This is a genomic window from Dactylosporangium sp. CA-139114, assembly GCF_050955725.1.
Classification (GTDB): domain Bacteria; phylum Actinomycetota; class Actinomycetes; order Mycobacteriales; family Micromonosporaceae; genus Dactylosporangium.
On record NZ_CP192080.1, the window covers coordinates 6417312 to 6438758 of the forward strand.

The window sequence follows — 21447 nt, forward strand, 5'->3', positions numbered from 1 at the left end:
GGTCAGTCCTTCCAGACGTCGTTGAGCTTGAGGAAGCTTTCCGAGGTGAACGCGAAGCCGTGGACCTTGCCGCTGAAGCCGGCCTTCTGCACCCGCTCGAACAGCGGGAACGTGACGCCCTCGTCGAGCAGGAAGTCCTGCAGGTCGGCGTAGGCCTGCCGCGTCTGGGCGGCGTCGGTGCTCTGGATCGCCCGGGCGAACAGGGCCTGGATCTTCGCGATGCCGTCGGGCGAGGCCGAGCGCCGGGCGAGGGCCTTGGAGTTGGCGACGTCGGGGTTGAGGATGAACTGCAGCGCGCCGGGGTCGGCCCGGGTGAAGTAGGTACCGGTCAGGTCGTAGTCGCCGTTGGGCAGGTACGTGGTCGTCTGCGCGGTGGTGAGGGTGCGCAGGCTCAGGTTGATGCCGACCTTCTTGAGCTGGGCCTGCAGCAGCTCGGCGCCGGGGGTGGCGCCGGTGATCGGGTAGTCGATGGTGAGCTGGGCGCCGTTCTTGGTGCGGATGCCGCCCGGGCCGGCGGTCCACCCCGCCGCCTCCAGCGTCTTCTGGGCCGCGTCGGGGTCGTAGCCGAGCTTCGCGGACTTGTCGGTGAAGAAGGGCGTGGTGGAGTCGAACGCCCCCTGCACCACCGGGTAGTTGGCGCCGAAGACGGTGCTCGCGTAGGTCTTGCGGTCGATGGCCTGGTTGAGGGCCCTGCGCACGGCCGGGTCGCTGAGCACCTTGCCGTCGGCGGTGTTGGCGAAGAGGGTGTAGGCCACGCCGGGCAGGGCGCGCTGCTCGACCTTGTCGCCGGAGCGCTGGATGAGCTGCTCGTCCTGCGGCGTGAACGGGTTGCGCGGCCAGGCGATGTCGATCGCGCCGCTGACGAGGTTGCCGGTGCGGACGCTGTCCTCGGCGACGTAGGTGAAGACGACCTTGTCGAGGTACGCCTCCCCCTGGTTCTTGGCCAGAGCCGAGCCCCACGCGTAGCCGGTGCGCCTGGTGAGCACCGTCTCGATCTTGGCCGTGTAGTGGTCCAGCACGAACTGCCCGGAGCCGACGACGCCCTTGCCGGTGCAGCGTTCGGCCGGGGTCAGCTGATACTCGGCCGGGTCGGTGATGGCGAGGTTGGTGGTCGACGTGGCCTGCAGGAACGACGAGTTGGGCTTGGCGAGGTGGAACGCGACGGTGCCGGGGTCGACGACCTCGGCGCCGGTGAGCCCCTGGACGTAGGAGGCGCCGTACGCGGCCCCGTTCGTCGCCTTCACGGTGGCGATCCAGCCGGCGGCGTTGTCGGCGACCGCCTGGGCGTCGAGCTTCTTGCCGTTGGCGAAGGTGACGCCGTCGCGGAGCTTGAAGGTGTAGGTGAGCCCGTCCGGGCTGATCTGCCAGCTCGTGGCGAGCCAGGGCACGATCTCGCCGGTCTTCGGGTCCTGGTCGGTGAGCGAGTCGGCGAAGTTGCGGATGATGGAGCGGGATTCGATCCAGTACACCTGGAACGGGTCGATGCAGGGCAGCGTCGCGTTGTCGGGCCAGAACGACACCTTGAGCGTCCCGCCGGCCTTCGGGGTGCCGCCGCCGTCCCCGCCGCCGGCCGGCGACGTGCCGCCGCACGCGGCCAGGGCCAGCGCCGCGGCGGCCGTGGTGGCGAGCAGTGTCAGCTTGCGCATGAGATCAGTCCTTCTCGGGATTCAGGATTCGCCGGCCGCTCGCCAGCAGGACGGTGTCCTCCTGCGGCGGGTGGACGCGGATGCACAGCGCGTCGCGCAGGTGCCGTTCGAGGGCGTGGTGCCGGGACAGGCCGGGGTTGCCCAGCGCGGCCACGGCGGTCTGGGTGGCGGCGATCACGGCACGCGCGATGGCCACCTTGACCGCGGAGAGCTCGGGCAGGATCGAGCGGTCGCCGGCCTCGAGGCGCAGCAGCGCGCCGTGCAGCAGGGTCTCGGCCGTCACGATCTGCAGGTCGATCTCGCCGGCGACGGCCTGGATGCGCTCGGTCTGCGCGATCGGCCGGCCGAGGGCCGCGGGCACCCGCTCACGGGCGAAGGCGGCGAACGCGGCTCGGGCCGCCCGGGCCACGCCGATGTAGAGCGCCGGGTGGCCGAAGCTGCCGGGGCCGGCCGCGGCGGCCGGGTCGCGGTACACGCCGTCGGGGCCGCGGGGGATCTCCACGAACGCGTCCGCGGGCACGTGCACGTCGGTGTAGACGACGTCGTGCGTGTTGGAGGCGCGCAGGCCGAGGTGGTCCCAGGTGTCGACCCAGGTGATGCCGGGCCGGTCGCCGGCGACCACGACGTGGCCGACGCGCGGACGCTCGGGATCGCCGTCCGGCTCGTCGGCGACCGCCCACACGACGTGGTAGGCCAGCCCGGCGCCGCCGGTGGCGTAGGCCTTGCGGCCGTTGAGCACCCAGCCGCCGCCGGTGCGGGTCGCGGTGGTCTTCGGCAGCCCGCCGCGGGCCGGCGCGCCGAGCTCGGGCTCCGCGCGGACCGCGTTGACCAGGGCCGGGCCGTCCTTCGAGCGCCGCAGCAGGTCGCCATAGGTCTCCGCCGGCCAGGTCGGAGCGGCGGCCTGGGCGGCGTGGGTCAGCAGCGTGTTCGCGGCGAGCAGGCCGACCGAGGCGTCGCCCTCGCCGATCGCGGTGAGGATGCGGGCGATCTCGCGCGGGCCGGCGCCGGGGCCGCCGAACTGCCGCCCGACCGAGGCCGTGAGCAGGCCGGCGTTGTGCGCGGCCCACAGGCCGGGCCAGGGCAGCTCGGCGGTGCGGTCGAACTGCGCGGCGGTGGCGGCGATCTCGGCGGTGACCTTGGCCAGCGCCTCCTCGGAGAGGTCGAGGCTCATGGCTGCCCCGCCGTGGCGTACCGCGCGTACTCCGGCGCGTAGTTGCCGGGGTGCTCGGCCTGCAGGGTGCCGCGCCGCCCGGTCGCGCGCCGGTGCGCGAGCTCCTGGCGCACGAGCGGCAGGACGTGCTTGCCGTAGTCGACCGCGTCGGCGAGGGTGTCGTAGCCGCGGATGGACACCAGCGAGGCGCCGTGGTCGATGTAGTCGAGGATCGCGGCCGCGACCGTCTCGGGCGAGCCGACGAGGGCGGTCGAGGCGCCGGCCGCGTTGGTGACGGCCGCGGTGCGGGTCCACAGGGCCCGGTCGTAGAGTTCGGAGCGCTCGGCGAAGGCCAGGGCGCGCTGCGAGCCGACGTTCTGGGGCTCGGCGGTGGACCGGGCGAAGTTCTTCGCGATCAGGGTGACGTAGCGCTGCGCCTTGCGCCAGGCCAGCTCGTCGGTCCGGTCGATGATCGGGCGGAAGGTGACCCAGATGCGCGGCAGCGTGGTGCGCCCGGTCGCGCGCGCGATGTCGTGCACGCGGTCGATCTCGGTGCGCAGGTCGGCGAGCGGCTCGCCCCAGAAGCTGAAGATGTCGGCCTGGGCGCCCCCGACGGCGAAGGCCTCGTCGGACTGGCCGCCGATGGAGATCGGGATCGGGCCGTCGAAGGGCGCGAAGCCGGGGCCGAAGCCGTCGAAGCGGTAGAACTCGCCCGCATGGCTGAACGGGGCGGTCTCGGTCCACGATCGGCGCAGGATGTCGATGTACTCCGACGTGCGCGCGTATCGCCGCTCCTTCGGCAGGTAGTCGCCCTGCCGGGCCTGCTCGGCGTCGCTGCCGCCGGAGATCAGGTGCACCACCGCGCGGCCCTCGGTGAGCTGGTCGAGCGTGGCGAGCTTCTGCGCGCCGACGGTCGGGAAGGTCGTGTTGGGCCGCAGCGCGACGATCGGCCGGAGCCGCTCGGTGAGCTGCCCGACGGCGCTCGCGACGACGAACGAGTCGGCGCTGGCCGCCCCGTAGGGCAGCAGCGTGTAGTCGTACCCGGCGTCCTCGAGCGCACGGACGTACCGCCGGAAGAACGGCAGGTCGATACCGCGGCCCGGCACCGGGTTCAGCTCCGTCGACGGGTTCAGGTGCGACAGGCTGATGAACTCGGCCTGCGGTGCGGCGGCCGACGGAATGGCGTCGTGCTCGGGATCTCCTATCATACCTATCAGCTTGATAGGAAATATCTTCCACGTCCAATGCGAATCGGCGCTCGGCACCGACCGGGATTCCCGATCGATCGACGCGATCTCAAATCACACCGGCGAGATAGGATTGCGGCATGGACTCCGCCGAGCTGCGCCGCGTCTTCGGCGCCTTTCCCAGCGGTGTGACCGCGGTGGCCGCGCTGGTCGACGGCGTGCCCGTGGGGCTGGCCGCCAGCTCCTTCACCTCGGTGTCGCTGGACCCGCCGCTCGTCTCGGTCTGCATCGGCCGCACCTCGAGCACGTGGCCGCGGCTGCGCCGCTCGGCCCGGCTCGGGGTCAGCGTGCTCTCCGCCCACCAGGCCCACCTGGGCCGGCAGCTCAGCGGCCGCGGCGACCGGTTCGCCGGCGTGACCTGGCGGGCGACCCGCGGCGGGGAGATCCTGCTCGACGGCGCCTGCGCGTGGCTGGAGTGCAGCGTCGAGCGCGAGATCCCGGCCGGCGACCACGACATCGCGCTGCTGCGCGTGCACGCCCTGGACGCCGACCGGGACACCCCGCCGCTCGTGTTCCACCGCAGCGCGTTCGCCCGCCTGCACGCGGCCTAGGCGTTTCGCCCCGGGACGGTCGGCAGGCCGGCCTCGGCCCAGGCCGCGAACCCGCCCTCGACGTGCACCACGTCGGTGTAGCCGAGCCCGATCAGCTCCTCGGCGACCGGCTGGGAGCCGTTGACCGAGCCGCAGATGACGACGATCGGCGTGTCCGGCCCGTCGATGCCGATCTCGGCGGCGACCCGCGTGCGGTCGAGGACTCGCGCGCCGGGAATCGTGCCGTCGCTGTCCCGCCGCGGCGCGCTGCGCACGTCGACGAGGACCGCGCCGCCCTCGACCCGGCGGTGGGCCTCGCCGGGCAGCACGAGCGGCGCGCCCTGGGGCTCGGCCCCGGTGACCACGGCGCGGTCGGGCAGCTTCGCCCACTGCGACCACGATCCGGGGTACAGCACCACGTCCTGCACCCCCGCCAGGCTCAGCGCCGCGATCTCGTGTGCCGCGGTCACCCCGGATCCGCAGTAGACACCGACGGCCCGTCCGGGGGTGACGCCCAGCGCGGCGAAGCGCTCCGCGAGCTCCCCGGCGGGCCGGAAGGCCCCGTGCTCGTCGAGGTTGGCGGTCGTCGGCGCGCTCACCGCGCCGGGGATGTGGCCCGGGCGCGGGTCGACGGCGTTGGGCTCGCCGCGGTAGCGCTCGGCGGAGCGCGCGTCGAGCAGCAGCCCGCCGCCGGCGACGAGGCGGGCCGCGTCGTCCGGGCCGGCCGTGGGCAGCGCGCCCGCGGCGAGGACGACGTCGCCCGGCTCGGGCTTCTCCTCCCCGGCCGCGACCGGTTGCCCGGCCGCGCGCCAGGCGGGCAGGCCGCCGTCGAGCAGCCGGACGTCGGCGAGTCCGGCCCAGCGCAGCAGCCACCAGGCGCGGGCGGCGGCGAGGTTGCCGTTGTCGTCGTAGGCCACGACCGTGTCACCGGCGTTGATGCCCCACCGGCGGGCAGCGGCCTGCAGGTCGGCGAGCTCGGGCAGCGGGTGGCGGCCGTGCGCCGGCGCGGCCGGGGCCGCCAGGTCCTCGTCGAGGTCGGCGTAGACGGCGCCGGGGATGTGCGCGTCGAGGTACTGCGGGTGCCCGGGCGGCCCGCCGAGCCGCCACCGCACGTCGAGCAGCCGCACGCGGCCGGACGGGAGCAGCTCGGCGAGCTCGTCCACGCTCACCAGGACGGTTGGCTGGGTCATGTCAGATGGCCTTTCCGGGGTTCAGGATGCCGTTGGGATCGAACAATCGCTTGATGCGCCGCTGCAGCGCGAGCGGGCCGGGGCCCAGCTCGCGCTCCAGCCAGGCCCGCTTGAGCAGGCCGACGCCGTGTTCGGCGCTGACCGTCCCGCCGAGCGCGAGCGCCAGGGCGAAGATGTCGTCGGCCGCCCGCTGCGGCTCGCCGGCGTCCGCGCGCAGGATCGGGTGGAGGTTGCCGTCGCCGGCGTGCGCGAAGACGTACACGTCGGCTCCGGTCGCGGCCGCGATCGCGTGGACGCCGTCGACCGCCTCCGCCAGCCGCGACCGGGGCACCGCGATGTCCTCGATGAGCACCGGTCCCCCGGCCTCGATGGCCGGTAGCGCGTCGCGGCGGGCGGCGGCCAGTTCGGCGGCGGTCGCGGGGTCGGCGGTGGTCTCGACGGCCGTGGCGGTGCGGCCGAGCACGCCGGCGACGGCCGCGATCTCCTCCTCGGCGCCGAAGCCGTCGGTCTGCACCAGCAACAGCGCCGCGCCCCGTCCGGCGTGATCGGTGCCCCGCAGCCCGTCGATGGCGCCGAGGGTCTTGCCGTCGACGAGCTCGAGCACGGCCGGGCGCAGGCCCGCGACCGCCAGCGCGACGGAGGCGGCCGCGGCATCGGGCACGGAGGCGAAGTGCGCGAGCGCGGTGGCCGTGCGGGGCGGGCGGGGCAGGAGCCGCAGCGTCGCGCCGACGACGACGCCGAGGGTGCCCTCGGAGCCGACGACCAGCCCCACGAGGTCGAGCCCGACGGCGCCCTTGACGGTGTCGTGGCCGAGGTGCAGCAGCGTACCGTCGGCCAGCACGACGTCGAGGGCGAGCACGCTGTCGCGGGTCACCCCGTACTTCGCGCCGCGCAGCCCACCGGCGTTCGTGGCGATGTTGCCGCCCACGGTGCAGATGGCGACGCTGCCGGGGTCGGGCGCGAAGAACAGCCCGTGCTCGGCCGCGGCGCGGTCCAGCTCGGCGGTCACGACCCCGGGCTCGACCCGGGCGATGCCGTCGACCGGGTCGACGGCGAGGATGCGGTTCAGGCCGGACACGTCGAGCACGATCGCCCCGGCCCCGGCGGCCGCGCCGCCCGCGAGCCCGGTGCCCGCCCCGCGCGTGACGACCGGGATGCCGTTGCGGTTCGCGTCGGCGAGGGTGCGCTGGACGTCGGCCACGGTCCGGGCGCGCACGATCGCCCGTGGTGGCCCGTCCGGCCGCCACCCCGACCGGTCGGTGGCGAGCTCAGGCACCGACCGCGACCTCCAGCAACTCGGCGACGCCATGGGTGCCGGGCGCGAGCCCGGCCGCGGCCTGGGCGCCGAGCAGCCGCTGGAGGCGCTCGTTGACCGGCGTGGTGATCCCGTGCCGGCGGCCGAGCCGGACGATCTCGCCGTTGAGGTGGTCGACCTCGCTGGACGTGCCGCGGGCGAAGCTCTGCCACGTCGACAGGCGTCCGGGCACGTGGCCGGGCACCGGCTCGAAGGTGAGCACGGACGCGGCCTCCAGCGCCTCGGCGGCGACGATCCCGGCCGCGGCGTAGACGGCCTCGGCCTCCGCCGTCAGCAGCGCACCGGCCCGGGTCTTCTCCTCGTCGGTGCCGTCGAGCAGGTCGAGGCCGTTGCGCACGTTGCCGAGCAGCTTGCGGGCCTTCCACGCGGTGATGTCCGGCACGCTGTGCACGCTGAACCCGGCCGCGGTCAGATCGGCGGCGATGCGCTCCTGCCCGTCGTCGCGGCCGTGCGGGTACCGGCCGATCCAGAGCACGCCGACCACCGGGAAGGACGGGTTCACCACCTCGCCCGGGACGAGGTAGCTCGCCGCGACGGCGACGGTCGCGCCGTAGACCCGGCCGAACCGGCGCAGCGCGTCATCCTCGGTGGCGAGCCCGTTCTGCAGCGTCACGACGGGCAGGTCCGCGGCCAGGCCGCCGCCTTCGAGGGGGCGCCAGGCCCAGGCGGACAGCGCGGACCCGGCGTCCTGGGCCTTCGTCGCCAGCACGAGCACGTCCCCGGCGGTCAGCCGCACCTCGTCCGGGCCGCCGGCGACCGCGAGCGGCACCACGTCGTCGCCGTGCGGGCGCCGGACGCGCAGGCCCCCGGCGCGGATCGCGTCGAGCTGAGCGCCCCGGGCGACGAGCACGGACGGGATGCCGGCCAGGGTCAGCTGCGCGGCGAGCAGCCCGCCGACCGCTCCGCCGCCGATGACCACATACCGGGTCACGCCGGCACCGCCGAGCGGCCGGCCAGTTCCTGGCGGACGAGCGGGATGATGTACCGGCCGTAGTCGGTCGCGTCGTTGAGGTTGTCGTAGCCGCGGATCGAGATGAGCTCGGCCCCGAGGTCGATGTAGTCGAGGATCGCCGCGGCCACCGTCTCGTAGCTGCCGACCAGCGCCGTGGACGCCCCGGCCGCGCCGGTCGCGGTGGCCGTCGGCGTCCACAGGGCGCGGTCGTGCACGTCCTGCCGCGCGGCGATCTCCAGCAGCCGCTGCGAGCCGACGTTCTGCGGGGCGCCGCCCGGTGCCGCCCAGCGGCCGGCGTTCGGGCGCCGCTGCAGGATCTCCAGGATGCGGTGGGCCTTGTCCCACGCCAGCGCATCCGTCGGGGCGACGATCGGGCGGAAGGTGACCCAGATGCGCGGGGTGTCCGCGCGGCCGGCCGCGCGCGCCTCGGCCGCGATGCGGTCGATCTGCGCCCGGGTGTCGGCCAGCGGCTCGCCCCACAGGCCGAAGATGTCGCCGAGGGCGCCGCCGACACGGTAGGCCTCGTCGGAGGAGCCGCCGACGGAGACCGGGATCGTGCCGTGCACCGGCCGGACGAGGGAGACGAAGTCCTCGAAGCTGTAGTAGGCGCCCGCGTGGTCGAACGGCGCCGTGGACGTCCAGACCCGCCGCAGGATCCGGATGTACTCCTCCTCGCGCTCGTACCGCTGCGCCTTCGTGAGCCGGTCGCCCTCGCGCGCCTGCTCGGCGTCGGAGCCCCCGGCGATGAGGTGCACGACGGCCCGGCCGCCGGAGAGCTGGTCGAGCGTCGCGAGAGCCTTCGCGGCGACGGTCGGATACACCGTGTTGGGCCGCAGCGCGATGATCGGCCGGAGCCGCTCGGTGAACTGGGTGAGCGCCGCCGCGACGGTGAACGGGTCGTGGAAGGCGGAGTTGTACGGCACCAGCGTGTAGTCGAACCCGCCGTCCTCGAGGACCCGGGCGTAGCGGCGCAGGAACGCGACGTCGAGCGCCGGGTCGCCGCCGCCGTTGACCTCGTTGCTGCCGTTGACGTTGATGGCGCTGATGAACTCGACGGGCATGGCCCAAAAGCCTACTAACCCGATCGGAATTAGACCAGCACGGTTTCGCGCAGTGCACCGATCGGCTTCCGCGATCGGTCAGGCCACGCTGCGCAGCCGCGGCGAGGCGAAGAACTCCCGGCTCACCTCGCACGCCGCGTGCTCCAGCTCGGGGTCGATGCCGCGGCGCGCCGCGACGTGCAGCCCGACCGTGCCGACGTCGGGCAGCTCGGGCAGTGCCACCAGCCCGGCCGGGGTGCGACCCGTGCTGGGCAGCAGCGCGACGCCGAGCCCGGCCCGCACCGCGGCGACCACGCCGTCCAGGCTGGTCGCCTCGGCCGTGATCGTGGACACCCGCCCGGCGAGGTCGAGGGCCTGCAGGGCCCGCTGCCGCAGCCCGCACGGCTCCTCGAAGGCCACCACCGGCCACGGGTCGTCGCCCTCGGGCGGGGCGAACTGGGGCGCGCCGTACCAGTGCAGCGGCAGCTGCGCGACCGGCGTGCCGAGCGGCTCCGCACCGGCCAGCACGACCGCGAGGTCCAGGGTGCCGCGCGCGACGCCCTGGGCCAGCTGCGTCGATCGGTCGATCCGGAAGCGCACCGAGCGGCCCGGAAAGCCGTGGCGCATCGCCGCCAGCAGCTGCGGCAGCATCCGGTCGGCCGCGTGCTCGGTGCAGCCGACCAGGATCACCCGCTCGGCCACCACCTCGAGCCGGCGCAGCGACTCGTCGTGCACCGCCAGGATGCGCCGCGCCTCGACCAGCAGCGCCTCGCCGTGCACGGTGAACCGCACGCCGCGGCCCGCCTTCTCCACGAGCGGCTCCTTGAGCCGCCGCTCGAGCAGCCGGACGTGCTGGCTCACCGTGGACTGGCTCACGCGCAGCGCCGCCGCGGCACGGTGGAAGCCGCCGCAGTCGGCGATCGCGACGAGGGTGCGCAGATGGATGAGATCGAGCGGGTCGGGCATGGGCCGGCCGTTTCTGTGCGGGCGGACAGGGTCGCGGAGGATCGCCTCAGCGACAGATCGCGCTCGCGGTGCGCCGGTAGTCGACGTAACGGCGCAGGACGCCACGGTACGTCGAGCGATGCATAGCCCAGATCATGCGGACGGCGACGGAGCCTGTCAATCTCCGTGACGCCGCGTGACGAGCATCGCGGTCAGGGTCGGTCGTCCGGGCGGCCCTTGGCGATGCGGCGCAGATAGTGGTCCACCTCCGGCTGGTCGTAACCCCGGAACGACACCTTGAAGCTCACCGCCTGGGCCTCCGCCCGGGCCTGGGCCACCCGCTCCGGCTCACCGGAGGCGATCGCCGCGTTGGCCTTCTCGACGAACGCGTCGACCTCGGCACGAGCATAGCCGCGGAACCCGATCGTGAACTGCGTCATGCCTCCAGTGTGCTCCGCCGCCGTGACCGGAGACGATCACGGCACCGGGTCGACGGTGCCCCGCGGGGTCGAGGGGTTGCAGCGCTTGATGCGCGCGGCGGTCAGGCGGGAACCCTCGACCAGGCCGTACCGGCGGACCGCCTCCAGGCCGTAGTTGCTGCACGAGGGCGTCTGCCGGCAGCGCAAGGGCAGGTGCGGGGACAGGAGGCGCTGGTACCCGCGGATGGCGGCCATGCCCGCGCGGCCCGGACGGGTGGCGGCGGCCCGGGGCGGTCGGCTCGGCGCCGCGACCGCCATGAGCGTGAGCAGCGAGCCGAGCATGAACGGGTTGCAGTCGCAGCCGTCACACCCGTCACAGCCGTCGCAGAAGTCGAGGTCACACCCGCTGAGGTCACAGCTCGACCAGTCCCGCCACCACCGCCGCCGCGGCGACGCCTCCGCCTCATCCACGCCGCGCATTGTGTGGCCGGGCGGCGGCCGTGATCAATGCCGCTGTACCGCATCGGACAGCCGCGACGCGGAACCGCTGGATCGTTCGGTGGATCACCGCCCGTTTCCGGCGCGATATGGTCCGTCGGTCGGCTCGCCGATCGCGACCGCCGATCGGCCGGCCAGGACCCGCACCTCAGGGCTGGAGGCATACGTTGGTTGCCGCGCGTGAGACGACGCTGCAGGAGCTCCTGGAGGGCTCCAAGCAGTACCAGGTTCCGCTGTACCAGCGGACGTACTCCTGGAAGGTCGGTCAGCTCCAGCGCCTGTGGGACGACCTCGCCAAGCTCGTCGAGGACCGCGCCGAGACGCCCGGCGCCACCCACTTCATCGGCTCGCTGGTGCTGGCTCCCAGCCCGTCCAACGGGCCTGCCGGCGTCGCCGAGTACCTCATCGTCGACGGTCAGCAGCGCCTGACCACGCTCTCGATCCTCCTGTGCGCGCTGCGGGACCACCGCGCGGCGACCGAGCACGCCGAGCACCACGACCGCATCAACCAGCAATATCTGATCAACAAGTGGAGGCCGGAACCGCAGCGTCTCAAGCTGCTGCCGACGCAGGCCGACCGGCCCGCGTACCTCGCCTGCCTGGACTCGTCGCCCCAGGCCGGTGGCGGCGATCCGATCGGCGAGGCGTACCGCTTCTTCAGGAAGCAGCTCGTCGCCGCCGACGATCCGGAGGACCCCTCCGACATCGAGCGCATCGAGGAGGCCGTCATCTCCGGTCTCGCGCTCGTATCGGTCACCACGCAGCGAGGGGACAACGCGCACCGGATCTTCGAGTCGCTCAACAACACGGGCCTGGATCTGAGCCAGGCCGACCTGCTGCGCAACTACCTGTTCATGCGCCTGCCGACGCGCGGCGAGGCGGTGTACGCGTCGCTGTGGCTGCCGTTGCAACGGCTGCTGCCGGTCAAGCACCTCGAGCTGCTGTTCTGGCTCGACCTGGTGCAGGTCGAGCCCCGGGTCAAGCAGAGCGACACGTACACCGCGCAGCAGACGCGGCTCGACCGGGTGCAGACCGAGCAGGGCATCGAGGCCGAGGTCGCGCGGCTCGCGCGGCTGGGCAACCTGCTCAAGCTCATCCTCGAGCCGAAGGACGAGGCCGACCCGGGCGTCCGGCTGCGGTTGCAGCGCCTGAACGCCTGGGGCACGACGACCGTGTACCCGCTGCTGCTGCATCTGCTCGATCGGCGCGCCCAGGGAGCCGCCACGTCCGAGCAGGTCGCCACCGCGATGCTGTACGTCGAGAGCTTCTTCGTCCGCCGGCTGCTCATCGGCCGGGCGACCGCGAACGTCAATCGCATCCTGCTCAGCGTCGTCACCGAGATGCGCCAGGACCAGCCCGTCGACGAGGCGGTTCGGCAGTACCTCTCCACGGGCCGCAAGTACTATGCAAGCGACGCGGAGGTGCGCTCGGCCGTCGAGATGCTCCCGTTCTACCTCAACGGCCGGCCGAACCAGCGTGCGCTCGTCCTGCGGTGGCTCGAGGAGTCCTACGGCAACAAGGAGCCGGTGGACCTTTCCACGCTGACCATCGAGCACGTCATGCCGCAGAGCGTCACGAGCCACTGGAAGACCGCGCTGGCCGCGGACCTCAAGCCCGGCGAGGAGGCGCGGCAGGTGCACGCCGGTCTCGTGCACACGATCGGCAACCTGACGCTGACCGGCTACAACGCGTCGCTGAGCAACAAGCCGTTCGAGCACAAGCGACCGAAGCTGGCGACCAGCGGCGTGTCCATGAACCAGGAGATCGCCCAGCGGGAGCGGTGGGGCCGCCCGGAGATCCTGAGTCGGGCCGCGGCGCTCGCCGAGCGGGTCGCCACGATCTGGCCAGGACCGACCGACGCCGGTGCCGACACCTCGATCGGCGCGAGATGGAGCCTGCTGAACCAGGCCCTCGCGGAACTCCCGGCCGGCTCCTGGACGACTTACGGCGACCTCGCCGCCCTGATCGGCAGCCACGCCGTCGCGGTCGGTGCCCGGCTCGGGAGCGCGCCGGCCCCGAACGCGCACCGGGTGTTGCAGGTGGAGGGAACCGTCTCGCCGAACTTCCAATGGACCGATCCCGAGCGCAGCGACGACCCGAGCGACCTGCTGCGGGCCGAGGGCGTCGAGTTCGACCAGCGCGGGCGGGCCAACCCGGCCCAGCGGCTCACGGTCGACGAGCTGGCCCGGCTCGTCGGGCTCGACGGCGACGCGCTTCCCGACCCGATCCCGGACCCCCACCCTGGTCAGGACCCGCAGCTGCGCGACCGGTTCGTCGAGCAGCTGATCGACTCCCAGGGCCACGGCGTCGCGAAGGCCACGCTCCAGCTCCTGGACCGGTGGACGGGTCTCGGCGGGCAGCTGCAGTACGGAACCGCCCCGACCGTGACGTCCTGCTTTCTCATGGCCCGCGGCCACGAGGATCCGCAGGGCAGCATCTGGCCGCTGACCGTCTACCCCACCGGCTCGGTCGAGGTCGTCTTCCAGCACCTGCGCACCCGGGCGCCGTTCGACGACGCTACGCTGCGGGAGGAGTTCCGCGCCCGGCTCAGCACGGTGCCGGGCATCGCCATCCCCGCCGCCAAGATCGAGCTGCGGCCGAGCTTCCCGCTCGAGATCCTCGTCGAGCCGGGCACCCTGGACCTGCTGGTCGAGCGGCTCGAGTGGTTCCACTCGGCGTCCGTCCCGGCCCCGGCGGCGCACACAGGCTCGCCCGGCGTGAGCTGAGCAGCCGCACCACCGCGGCGCGCCGAGCCGGGAGCGCGCATCCCGGGCAGCGCCGGCAGACGTCCGCGAGCGATCCGCGTCTGCCGGCGCGCCGGGCCTACGGTGAGGGTCAGGCGCGGCGGGCGGCGACGACCATCGCGCCCAGTGCGCCCGCGGAGAAGATGATCTGGTTCGCCAGGGCGGTCTGCGGGTGCCGGGTCACGATCGCGAACAGGGCCGGCCACAGCGCCAGCACCGCCACGTCCACCCCGCCCGCCAGCCAGACCAGCAGGCCCGTGGGCATCGTGCCGGCGGGTGACACCAGCGGGGCGATGTCGTGGCGGACCTGGCGGCGCCGCGCCGAGCGCAGGGCGCCCGCGGCCAGGCCCGGGCCCGCGCACGCGCCGAGCAGCGCCCACACGCCCAGGCCGCCGGCGTGGGCCTGGGCGCCCACGGCGGTGAGGGCGATCGTGGACCAGACGGTGCACAGCGCCACGGGCACGGCGACGCGGCCGGTGAAGAGCCGGCCGTCGGTGAGGCCGAGCAGCCGGGCCAGGGCCGGGTCGTCGCGGTCGCGGCGGGCGTTCGCGGTCGCCGAGGCGGCCGCGGCCACACCGGCGAGCAGCCACGCGGCGGCGATCACCCAGCGGGACACGGGCAGGCCGGTCGCGAGGACGGGCACGGCGGTGAGGGCCAGGGCCAGCAGGACGCGCACCGGCGAGCGGGCCAGCAGCAGCGCGTCCTGGGCGGTGGCGGCGAGCCTGCCGGTCAGGCGCGGGAGGTGGTCGGGGCCGAGCCGGCGGCCGCGCCAGCGGCGTTCCTCGGCGGCGCGCGCGGCCAGGCCCGGGTCCAGGGTCACGAACACGGCGGTGGCGGCGCCGCTGCTCTGGGCGGCGTCGGCGAGGTTGGCGAGGGTGTAGGAGCGCAGGCGGTACCAGAGCAGGAAGGGAACCATGAGTGCGGCGGCGCCGACGAGGGCCGCGACCCAGGCGTGCCGACCGGCGAGCAGCGGCCAGCCCCACGGGCCGGTCGCGGCGACGGCGGTGACCGGGGTGCCGGCGGCGGAGAGAACCCCGACGGCGGCGGCGACGATCGCGAGGACCGTGGCGGCGGCGGTGAGCCGGCGGGCCGGGCGGCGGCTCACGGACTGCACGACGGCCGCGGCCCCGGTGACGAGCACCCCGCCGGCGATCGCGGCGACGAGCACGGCGCCGGCCCCGGTCGTCGACAGCGTCAGGGTGAGCAGGCCCTGGGCCAGCCCGGCGAGCAGGCCGAGGCCGAGGACCTGCGCGGCCGCCGGGACGAGCAGCGGGCGGCGGTCCAGCGGGGCGGTGAACAGCCACTGCAGGGCGGGCGCCGAGGTCGACAGCGGGCCGAGCGCGGCGGTCACGGCCAGCAGCGCCGCGGCCCAGGCGAGCCCGGCGGCGAGCACCACGCCCTCGCGGACGCCGGCCGGGGCGGTCGTCTCCCCGCCGAGGACGGACCGGACCTGGGCCCAGATCATGTACCCGACCATCGCCGCGAGCAGCACGAGCGTGTAGATGGTCTCGAACCGGTCGGAGGCGTCGCCGGCGGCCCGCTGCCGCTTGCGGATCCAGCGGCGGACGTTCACTCGTCGGCCCAGTCGAGGCCGAGCTCGATGATCTCGCAGCCGGCCGTGACCGTCGGGTCGTGCGAGGCGAGCAGCGCGGCCCCGCCCCGGCCCAGGTATTCGTCGATCAGCGCCGCGACCGTCGCCCGCCCCTGCTGGTCGAGGTGGCGCTCGGGCTCGTCGAGCAGCGGCAGGCGGCTCGGGCGGTCGAACACCATCGCGAGCGCGAGCCGCTGCCGCTGGCCGGACGACAGGCTGCCGGGCGAGGCGTCGGCGAACCCGTCCACCCCGAGCCGGGCCGCGAGCTCCCCGTCGGCGAACCAGTCCTCGGCGATCGGGGCGTTGGCCATCCGTACCAGCGTCAGGTGCTCCCGCGCCGACAGCCCCGGATACCAGGCGGGCGGCTCGAGGAGGGCGGCGACGGCCCTGCGGAAGCCGGCTTCGCGCTCGTCGACGCGCTGGCCGCCGACGCGGACCTCGCCCTCGGCCGGCTCGAGCAGCCCGGCGACGCACCGCAGCACCGTCGACTTGCCGATGCCGTTCGGGCCGCGCAGGGCCACGCCCTCGCCCGCCTCGATCGCGAGGGTCAGCTCCTCGATGACGACGCGGTCCCCGTACCCGACCTTGAGCCGGTCCATCGTCAGCACCGGCCGAGCATAGACCTCGCTCAGACCAGCCCGGCGTCGTGGACGAGCATCGCGACCTGGGTGCGGTTGTCCACGCCGAGCTTGGTCATGATGTGCGTCAGGTGCGCCTTCACCGTCGCCACGCTCATGGTCAGCTCCGCCGCGATCTCCGCGTTGGTCAGCCCCCGCGCGACGCCCACGGCCACGTCCCGCTCGCGCGGGCTCACCGCCCCCAGCTGCCCGCGCGCCCGCTCGAACGCGGCCGCGTCGGCGGCGACCCGGGCCATGAGCCGCCGGGTGACGGCCGGGGACAGGATCGGGTCGCCCGCCGCCACGCGCCGGATCGCCTCGACGATCCGCTCGGGCGGGGTGTCCTTGAGCAGGAATCCGCTCGCCCCGGCCCGCAGCGCCCGCACCACGTGCTCGTCGGTGTCGAACGTGGTGAGCACGACGACCTCGGGCGGCTGCGGGCGCGCCCGGGCGCGGCGCGTCGCCTGGATGCCGTCGACCCGGGGCATGCGCAGGTCCATGAGCACCACGCCGGCCGCGTGCCGGTCGAGCGCGGCGGGCACCTCGTCGCCGTCGGTCACCGCCGCGACGACCTCGATGCCGGGTGCGCCGTCGAGCATCATCGTGAGCGCCGACCGTACCAATGGATCGTCGTCGGCCACGAGCACGCGCACTAGACCGTCCGGCACGGCAGCTCCGCTCGCAGCCGGAACTCGCCCGTCGCGGTCACGGCGTGCTCGAGGGTGCCGCCGGCGAGCCCGACCCGCTCGGTGAGCCCGACCAGCCCGACCCCGGAGCCGGACAGGTCCGGCAGGTCCTCGCCGACCGGGTTGCGCACGTCGACGACGAGCATCCCGCCCTCGGCGCGCAGCTCGACGGTGACCGGCTGGCCGGCCGCGTGCTTGCGCGCGTTCGTGAGCGCCTCCTGCACGACCCGGAACGCGGTGCGCCCCGCCACCGGCGCCAGCTCGGGGTCTCCGGACTCGTCGCGCAGGTGGACGCTCTGCCCGGCCGCGACCGCCTCCTCCACGAGGCGCGGCACGTCCGGCAGCGAGCGCACGACGCCGGTGTCCTCGTGGCGCAGCACGGCGATCACCTCCCGCAGCTCGTCGAGGGCCTGGTGCACGCCCAGCCGGATCACGCCCGCGGCCTCGGCCAGGCGCTGCGGCGGGGCGTCCGGGCGGTACTCCAGGGCCCCCGCGTACATCGCCAGCAGCGACAGCCGGTGGGCGAGCACGTCGTGCATCTCCCGCGCGACCAGCGTGCGCTCGGCCAGCCGCGCCTCGAGCACGCGCCGGCCCTGCTCGGCCTCGGCCCGCCGCGCCCGCTCGCGCAGCGAGATCAGCAGCTGGTGGCGGGCCTGGGCCCAGACTCCCCAGCCGAGCAGCGCGGCGTAGGCGGCGGCCATGAGCAGCAGCCACCACCCGTAGAACAGGCCCGGGTAGGGCCGCCAGCGGCCCTGCACCGCGTGCCCGGCGATCCCGGCCGCCGCCACGGCCACGGCGCCTCGCAGGGGGCGGCGCCGGGCCGCGTTGAGCGCCGCGAACGTCGCGGCCGGCGTCGCCACCGGCGAGAGGGCCGCCAGCGCGCCGAGCGCCAGGCCCGCACCGACGGGGCTGAACAGCGCCGCGACCGCCCCCGTGACGGCAACGACGGCGACCGCGATGTCGAGCGGGCCGTGCGAGGGCACGAGGCCGGCCGCGGTCAGGCCCCCGATCGCGACGGCGATCACGGTCGCCGCGACCCGCAGCGGACCAGTCGTGCTCACGGCGGTCAGACTAGGCGCAGACACGGCCGCCGTACCACCGACCAAAGTCGTAACCGCGGGTCCCGCCCGGCCGATGCGCCGCCCGGTCCAGGTTTTCTACCGTCGGGGCCATGACGACCGCCCACACGGTGGCGAGCCGGGGCGGGGTCCACGCCTTCCGGACCGCGACGCTGCGCACCCGCGGCTCGATGCGCCACGGCGCCCTGCACACGGACGCGGGCGACTTCGAGCTCGAGCCCACCGACCGCCGCCGCCTCGGCGTGGTGGCCCGCGCCGGCGGCCGCCCGGTGGCGACCCTGCACCCGGCCGGCGCCCGCGTGCCGGGCCCCGGCGGCGACGCGGTCCGCTGGCGCCTGGGCCGGCACTCGGGCACGCTGACCCGCGGCGACGCCCGCATCGAGGTGCGGGCCGGCTGGCCCGGGCGGCCGCTGCGGGTCGAGGTCACCGGCGACTGGGCCGAGCTCGACCTGGTCGTGCTGAGCGCGTGCTTCGCCGTGCTGACCCGCCGCCGGCAGCGCCTGCTCACGGCGATCGCGATCGCGGGCGCCACCGGCGGGCCGCACTAGCGGCCGGTGCTCAGCGGGTCCGGCGGACCCCCTCGTACACCTCGGAGGCCTGCTCGACCCGGCCCTCGTCGGTGAGGCTGAGCAACGTGAGGGCGATCACCCGCACGCCGAACGCCGCGACCGTGATGAAGATGAGCGTGAGCGGCGACGCGCCGGCCGCGTCGTCGACGGTCGCGGTGAGATCGATGGTCACCTGGCCCGCCATCAGGTACTGCGCGACGGTCATGGCCAGCGCCACCACCATGATCGGCGCCGCCATCCGCCAGCGCCGGGTCGCGCCGGTCGCCAGGGAGACCGCCGCCGCGATGGCCGCCGTCAGCCCGGCCGCGATGGCCACCGCGGCGGGCGCGTTGATCGACGTGACGTAGCCGGACCGGCCCGACAGCATCGACTGCACGATCATCGCGGACGTGAGCAGCCCGACGGTCACCCCGGCGGCGACCGTCCACAGTGGCCGGGGCCAGGCCGCGGCGACTCCCAGCACGACAATGCTGATGAGGACGGTGCCGACGGTCAGCGCCAGCCCGGGGGCCAGGAAGAACCGCACCTGGCCGTCGCGCAGGTGGATGGCGGTGGCGAGGACGAACAGGGCGTCGTCGCGGGCGGTCTCGATCAGGCCCCAGGCGGCGCCGACGACCAGCACCGCCCGGTTGGCCGTCGAGCGGCGCTCGTCGGTCATGCGCACCAGGCAGAAGACGGTCAGCACGCACCCGGTGCCGTTGGCGAGGAAGACGCCGAGGACGTACCAGGGGCTGTAGAGCACGGGGACTTCGGTCATCCTTCTCCAGTCCGGTACGCCACCCTCAGGCGCGGAGCTTAACCGGGCTCGGGTCCGCATCGACCGGCAGGGGTGCACATGCATGAAGGCGGGCGAGGCGCACACAGAGAACGCTAAGAATCGCGTTCCTAGTCTGGGCCGGACAGATCATCCGGCTCCCGGTGAGGACTCCATGACCACCTTCAACGGCCTGCCCGCGCACATTCTGCTCGTCCATGCCATCGTCGTGCTCCTGCCGCTGTCGGCGCTGCTGCTCGTGCTGACCGCGGTATGGCCGGCCGCCCGGCACCGCCTGGCCGGCCCGAACGCCGTCCTGGCCGTGCTGGTCGTGCTGCTCGTGCCGTTGACCACCGACGCGGGCGAGTGGCTGGAGCGCCGGGTGCCCAGCGGCGAGCTGGTGCGCGCGCACGCCGAGCTGGGCGACACCGCGATCCTGTACGCCGTCCCGATCGCACTCCTGGCGCTCGTCGTGTGGTGGCGCGGCCGGGAGGCGCGGGCGGCCGCCGGGCGCCGGACCTACCTGGCTCCGCTGTCGAGCGCGGTGACGAACGTGGTGGCGGTGCTCGCGCTGGTCGCGGGCGCGGCCGGGGTCTACGGGATGTACCGCATCGGCGACTCCGGCGCCAAGGCCGCCTGGACCGGCAACTTCAGCTCCCAGGACAACGGCCGCGGGCACAACTGACCGCGAAACTTCAGGCGCTGCGGGGTGGCCCGTCCCATGGCCCAAGCGTCGTCCGTTCCCCGCCGCCCGCCCAGGGGCCGACGTCCCCGCCGCCGCGGGCCGTTGGCCCCTGGATACATCCCCCGCCAAGGCGATCACATGATCTCGGGCGGAAACATCCGCCCGGCGCCGACGGCGGAAGGACGACGACGATGTCCCGCACCCATGACGAGGTCGAGATCGGCGTGCAGCTGCAGCCGGGCATGGAGCCGCAGGTGCAGCGCTACGCCCGGGAGAAGGTCGCCGCGGTGCTCGGCCACACGGCCCGGCCGGTGCTGTTCGCCCGCGTCCGGCTCGACCGGACCGGCAACCCGGCCGCGGTCCGGCCGGTGACCGCCCGCGCGGAGATCGACGTCAACGGCCGGGTCCTGCACGCCGAGGCGCACGGCGACGCGCCGTACGAGGCGCTGGACCGGCTGCAGGACCGCCTGCAGGCCCGGCTGGACCGCCGGCGCCCGGCCCGCTGAAGGAGCTCCCCGATGCGAACCGTCACCGAGTCCGAGCTCGGCCACCTCCTCGGCGCACTGCCGGGTGTGCCGCGAATCGTCGCCAGCGGCAACTTCGCCGCGCCGCACCGGCTGCTCGCCGTCGCCGACGCGAGCATCGCCGAGTTCCGGCTCGTCATGCTCAACGCCCAGCCGGGCATCCCCGACCGCGACGGCGTCGTGCACGAGACGTCGTTCGTCGGGCCGGGGATGCGCGGCGGGCCGCGGCTGCGGTACCTGCCCTGCCGCCTCTCGCTCGTCCCCGACCTGCTGCGCCAGCACCTGGTGCCCGACGTGGTGCTGCTGCACACGTCGCCGCCGGCGGGCGGGGCGGTGAGCCTCGGCGTCGAGGTCAATGTCCTGCCCGCCGCCGTCGAGGCCTGCCGCGCCCGTGGTGGCATCGTCGTGGCGCAGGCGAATCCGGGCATGCCGGTCACCTACGGCGACGCCCAGCTGCCCGTCGAGGCGGTCGACTACCTCGTGGAGGCCGAAGAGCCGCTGGCCACGCACGCTCCCGCGGCTCCGGACGACACGTCCCGGACCATCGGCGACCGGGTGGCTTCCCTGGTACCGCCGCGGGCGACCCTGCAGCTGGGCATCGGCGCCATCCCCGACGCCACCCTGGAGGCGCTGCTGGGCCGGCGCGGGCTGCGCATCTGGTCGGAGATGTTCACCGACGGCGCCCTGACCCTGGACAAGGCCGGCGCGCTCGATCCCGAGGCGCCGGTGACGGCGTCGTTCTGCTTCGGCTCCGAGGAGCTCTACGACTGGGTCGACCACAACCCCCGGGTGCGGATGCTGCGCACCGAGAAGACCAACGACCCGGCGGCGATCGCCGCGCACCCGGGCCTCATGAGCGTCAACAGCGCCCTGCAGGTGGACCTGTTCGCCCAGGCCAACGCGAGCCGGGTGGGCAGCCGCACGCACTCGGGCTTCGGCGGCCAGACCGACTTCGTCGTCGGGGCGATGCACTCCCCCGGCGGGCACGCGATCATCGCGCTGCGCTCCTGGCACCCGAAGGCGGACGTGTCCGCCGTCGTGCCGCTGCTGTCGGGCCCGGTGACCTCGTTCCAGCACAGCTACATCGTCACGGAGCGGGGTACGGCGCGGATCTGGGGCCGCGACTCGGTGGAGCAGGCGCAGGAGATCCTCGACCACGCCGCCCACCCGGCCGTGCACGACTCGCTGCTCGACGCGGGCCGCCGGCTCGGCCTGCCGCTGCGCTGAACCGGCGAGGGGTGGCCACGCCGTTTGAGGGTTGACGGC

Annotated in this window: 21 protein-coding genes and 1 pseudogene; 6 read left to right on the forward strand and 16 right to left on the reverse strand. The window is 74.5% G+C overall.

The features are described from left to right. Nucleotides 1-2 precede the first annotated feature (2 nt). Genes ACQP2P_RS28420 through ACQP2P_RS28430 form a run of 3 tightly spaced genes read right to left on the reverse strand, consistent with a single transcriptional unit; the run spans nucleotide 3 to nucleotide 4004 of the window. The gene (locus ACQP2P_RS28420) at nucleotides 3-1646 is read right to left on the reverse strand and encodes an ABC transporter substrate-binding protein (RefSeq protein ID WP_433605832.1); all 1644 of its coding nucleotides are present in this window, start codon (nucleotides 1644-1646) and stop codon (nucleotides 3-5) included. A 4-nt stretch (nucleotides 1647-1650) separates the two neighbouring features. After that, nucleotides 1651-2817: an acyl-CoA dehydrogenase family protein gene (locus tag ACQP2P_RS28425; RefSeq protein ID WP_433605834.1), complete on the reverse strand. Its 1167-nt coding sequence runs from the start codon at nucleotides 2815-2817 to the stop codon at nucleotides 1651-1653. Then, nucleotides 2814-4004 carry an LLM class flavin-dependent oxidoreductase gene (locus ACQP2P_RS28430; protein ID WP_433605836.1) on the reverse strand — a complete coding sequence of 397 codons (1191 nt, stop codon included), beginning with the start codon at nucleotides 4002-4004 and terminating at the stop codon, nucleotides 2814-2816. The genes ACQP2P_RS28425 and ACQP2P_RS28430 overlap by 4 nt, the downstream gene beginning before the upstream one ends. Nucleotides 4005-4123: 119 nt before the next feature. Between ACQP2P_RS28430 and ACQP2P_RS28435 the strand changes: the two genes are divergently transcribed. Beyond that, nucleotides 4124-4594, forward strand: coding sequence for a flavin reductase family protein (locus tag ACQP2P_RS28435; RefSeq protein WP_433605838.1), 471 nt, complete (start codon nucleotides 4124-4126; stop codon nucleotides 4592-4594). Here the strand turns inward: ACQP2P_RS28435 and ACQP2P_RS28440 are convergent. The 8 genes and pseudogenes from ACQP2P_RS28440 to yidD form a co-directional block, all read right to left on the reverse strand. Beyond that, nucleotides 4591-4902 carry a rhodanese-like domain-containing protein gene (locus ACQP2P_RS28440; protein ID WP_433619304.1) on the reverse strand — a complete coding sequence of 104 codons (312 nt, stop codon included), beginning with the start codon at nucleotides 4900-4902 and terminating at the stop codon, nucleotides 4591-4593. The two genes, ACQP2P_RS28435 and ACQP2P_RS28440, sit on opposite strands and share 4 nt — an antisense overlap. A 3-nt stretch (nucleotides 4903-4905) precedes the next feature. Next, a pseudogene (locus ACQP2P_RS28445) lies at nucleotides 4906-5763 on the reverse strand (sulfurtransferase); the annotation flags it as partial. Between the two features lies 1 nt (nucleotide 5764). Further along, complete coding sequence (locus ACQP2P_RS28450; protein ID WP_433605840.1) at nucleotides 5765-7039, reverse strand: FAD-binding oxidoreductase; 1275 nt, start codon at nucleotides 7037-7039, stop codon at nucleotides 5765-5767. Next, entirely contained in the window at nucleotides 7032-8009 is a 978-nt protein-coding gene (locus ACQP2P_RS28455; protein ID WP_433605842.1) for a ketopantoate reductase family protein, read from the reverse strand. The genes ACQP2P_RS28450 and ACQP2P_RS28455 overlap by 8 nt, the downstream gene beginning before the upstream one ends. After that, complete coding sequence (locus tag ACQP2P_RS28460) at nucleotides 8006-9091, reverse strand: LLM class flavin-dependent oxidoreductase (protein WP_433605844.1); 1086 nt, start codon at nucleotides 9089-9091, stop codon at nucleotides 8006-8008. The genes ACQP2P_RS28455 and ACQP2P_RS28460 overlap by 4 nt, the downstream gene beginning before the upstream one ends. 78 nt (nucleotides 9092-9169) lie before the next feature. Beyond that, nucleotides 9170-10036, reverse strand: coding sequence for a LysR substrate-binding domain-containing protein (locus tag ACQP2P_RS28465; protein ID WP_433605846.1), 867 nt, complete (start codon nucleotides 10034-10036; stop codon nucleotides 9170-9172). Between the two features lie 191 nt (nucleotides 10037-10227). After that, nucleotides 10228-10455, reverse strand: a complete 228-nt coding sequence (locus ACQP2P_RS28470; protein ID WP_433605848.1) for a DivIVA domain-containing protein — start codon at nucleotides 10453-10455, stop codon at nucleotides 10228-10230. A 36-nt stretch (nucleotides 10456-10491) separates the two neighbouring features. Beyond that, complete coding sequence (yidD, locus tag ACQP2P_RS28475; RefSeq protein ID WP_433605850.1) at nucleotides 10492-10905, reverse strand: membrane protein insertion efficiency factor YidD; 414 nt, start codon at nucleotides 10903-10905, stop codon at nucleotides 10492-10494. Nucleotides 10906-11099: 194 nt separating this feature from the next. Here yidD and ACQP2P_RS28480 point away from each other — a divergent pair, with 194 nt between their 5' ends. Next, complete coding sequence (locus tag ACQP2P_RS28480) at nucleotides 11100-13658, forward strand: GmrSD restriction endonuclease domain-containing protein (protein ID WP_433605852.1); 2559 nt, start codon at nucleotides 11100-11102, stop codon at nucleotides 13656-13658. A gap of 109 nt (nucleotides 13659-13767) precedes the next feature. On the opposite strand, the gene ACQP2P_RS28485 is transcribed toward ACQP2P_RS28480, so the two are convergent. Genes ACQP2P_RS28485 through ACQP2P_RS28500 form a run of 4 tightly spaced genes read right to left on the reverse strand, consistent with a single transcriptional unit; the run spans nucleotide 13768 to nucleotide 17631 of the window. Further along, entirely contained in the window at nucleotides 13768-15249 is a 1482-nt protein-coding gene (locus ACQP2P_RS28485; RefSeq protein WP_433605854.1) for a DUF6297 family protein, read from the reverse strand. Continuing rightward, complete coding sequence (locus tag ACQP2P_RS28490) at nucleotides 15246-15866, reverse strand: ABC transporter ATP-binding protein (protein WP_433619306.1); 621 nt, start codon at nucleotides 15864-15866, stop codon at nucleotides 15246-15248. The genes ACQP2P_RS28485 and ACQP2P_RS28490 overlap by 4 nt, the downstream gene beginning before the upstream one ends. A gap of 29 nt (nucleotides 15867-15895) precedes the next feature. Further along, on the reverse strand, nucleotides 15896-16552 hold the full coding sequence (locus ACQP2P_RS28495; RefSeq protein ID WP_433605856.1) for a response regulator transcription factor: 657 nt from the start codon (nucleotides 16550-16552) through the stop codon (nucleotides 15896-15898). Beyond that, nucleotides 16537-17631, reverse strand: a complete 1095-nt coding sequence (locus ACQP2P_RS28500; RefSeq protein WP_433605858.1) for a sensor histidine kinase — start codon at nucleotides 17629-17631, stop codon at nucleotides 16537-16539. Before ACQP2P_RS28500 ends, ACQP2P_RS28495 begins: the two co-directional genes overlap by 16 nt. A 110-nt stretch (nucleotides 17632-17741) precedes the next feature. Here ACQP2P_RS28500 and ACQP2P_RS28505 point away from each other — a divergent pair, with 110 nt between their 5' ends. Continuing rightward, nucleotides 17742-18197: a hypothetical protein gene (locus ACQP2P_RS28505; RefSeq protein ID WP_433605860.1), complete on the forward strand. Its 456-nt coding sequence runs from the start codon at nucleotides 17742-17744 to the stop codon at nucleotides 18195-18197. A gap of 10 nt (nucleotides 18198-18207) precedes the next feature. Here ACQP2P_RS28505 and ACQP2P_RS28510 read toward each other — a convergent pair whose 3' ends face one another. Further along, entirely contained in the window at nucleotides 18208-18975 is a 768-nt protein-coding gene (locus tag ACQP2P_RS28510) for a hypothetical protein (RefSeq protein ID WP_433605862.1), read from the reverse strand. 172 nt (nucleotides 18976-19147) lie between these two features. Between ACQP2P_RS28510 and ACQP2P_RS28515 the strand changes: the two genes are divergently transcribed. The 3 genes from ACQP2P_RS28515 (at nucleotide 19148) to ACQP2P_RS28525 (ending at nucleotide 21408) form a co-directional block, all read left to right on the forward strand. After that, nucleotides 19148-19657: a DUF2231 domain-containing protein gene (locus tag ACQP2P_RS28515; RefSeq protein WP_433605864.1), complete on the forward strand. Its 510-nt coding sequence runs from the start codon at nucleotides 19148-19150 to the stop codon at nucleotides 19655-19657. A 191-nt stretch (nucleotides 19658-19848) separates the two neighbouring features. Beyond that, nucleotides 19849-20163: an HPF/RaiA family ribosome-associated protein gene (locus ACQP2P_RS28520; RefSeq protein ID WP_433605865.1), complete on the forward strand. Its 315-nt coding sequence runs from the start codon at nucleotides 19849-19851 to the stop codon at nucleotides 20161-20163. A gap of 12 nt (nucleotides 20164-20175) precedes the next feature. Further along, nucleotides 20176-21408: an acetyl-CoA hydrolase/transferase family protein gene (locus ACQP2P_RS28525; protein ID WP_433605867.1), complete on the forward strand. Its 1233-nt coding sequence runs from the start codon at nucleotides 20176-20178 to the stop codon at nucleotides 21406-21408. Nucleotides 21409-21447 lie beyond the last annotated feature (39 nt).

Excerpts from the sequence above, each read along its gene's own strand:
- ACQP2P_RS28420 (WP_433605832.1), bottom strand. The coding sequence starts at position 1,646 with ATGCGCAAGCTGACACTGCTCGCCACCACGGCCGCCGCGGCGCTGGCC.
- ACQP2P_RS28425 (WP_433605834.1), bottom strand. The coding sequence starts at position 2,817 with ATGAGCCTCGACCTCTCCGAGGAGGCGCTGGCCAAGGTCACCGCCGAG.
- ACQP2P_RS28430 (WP_433605836.1), bottom strand. The coding sequence starts at position 4,004 with ATGATAGGAGATCCCGAGCACGACGCCATTCCGTCGGCCGCCGCACCG.
- ACQP2P_RS28435 (WP_433605838.1), top strand. The coding sequence starts at position 4,124 with ATGGACTCCGCCGAGCTGCGCCGCGTCTTCGGCGCCTTTCCCAGCGGT.
- ACQP2P_RS28460 (WP_433605844.1), bottom strand. The coding sequence starts at position 9,091 with ATGCCCGTCGAGTTCATCAGCGCCATCAACGTCAACGGCAGCAACGAG.
- ACQP2P_RS28465 (WP_433605846.1), bottom strand. The coding sequence starts at position 10,036 with ATGCCCGACCCGCTCGATCTCATCCATCTGCGCACCCTCGTCGCGATC.
- ACQP2P_RS28470 (WP_433605848.1), bottom strand. The coding sequence starts at position 10,455 with ATGACGCAGTTCACGATCGGGTTCCGCGGCTATGCTCGTGCCGAGGTC.
- ACQP2P_RS28490 (WP_433619306.1), bottom strand. The coding sequence starts at position 15,866 with ATGGACCGGCTCAAGGTCGGGTACGGGGACCGCGTCGTCATCGAGGAG.
- ACQP2P_RS28505 (WP_433605860.1), top strand. The coding sequence starts at position 17,742 with ATGACGACCGCCCACACGGTGGCGAGCCGGGGCGGGGTCCACGCCTTC.
- ACQP2P_RS28510 (WP_433605862.1), bottom strand. The coding sequence starts at position 18,975 with ATGACCGAAGTCCCCGTGCTCTACAGCCCCTGGTACGTCCTCGGCGTC.
- ACQP2P_RS28515 (WP_433605864.1), top strand. The coding sequence starts at position 19,148 with ATGACCACCTTCAACGGCCTGCCCGCGCACATTCTGCTCGTCCATGCC.
- ACQP2P_RS28520 (WP_433605865.1), top strand. The coding sequence starts at position 19,849 with ATGTCCCGCACCCATGACGAGGTCGAGATCGGCGTGCAGCTGCAGCCG.
- ACQP2P_RS28525 (WP_433605867.1), top strand. The coding sequence starts at position 20,176 with ATGCGAACCGTCACCGAGTCCGAGCTCGGCCACCTCCTCGGCGCACTG.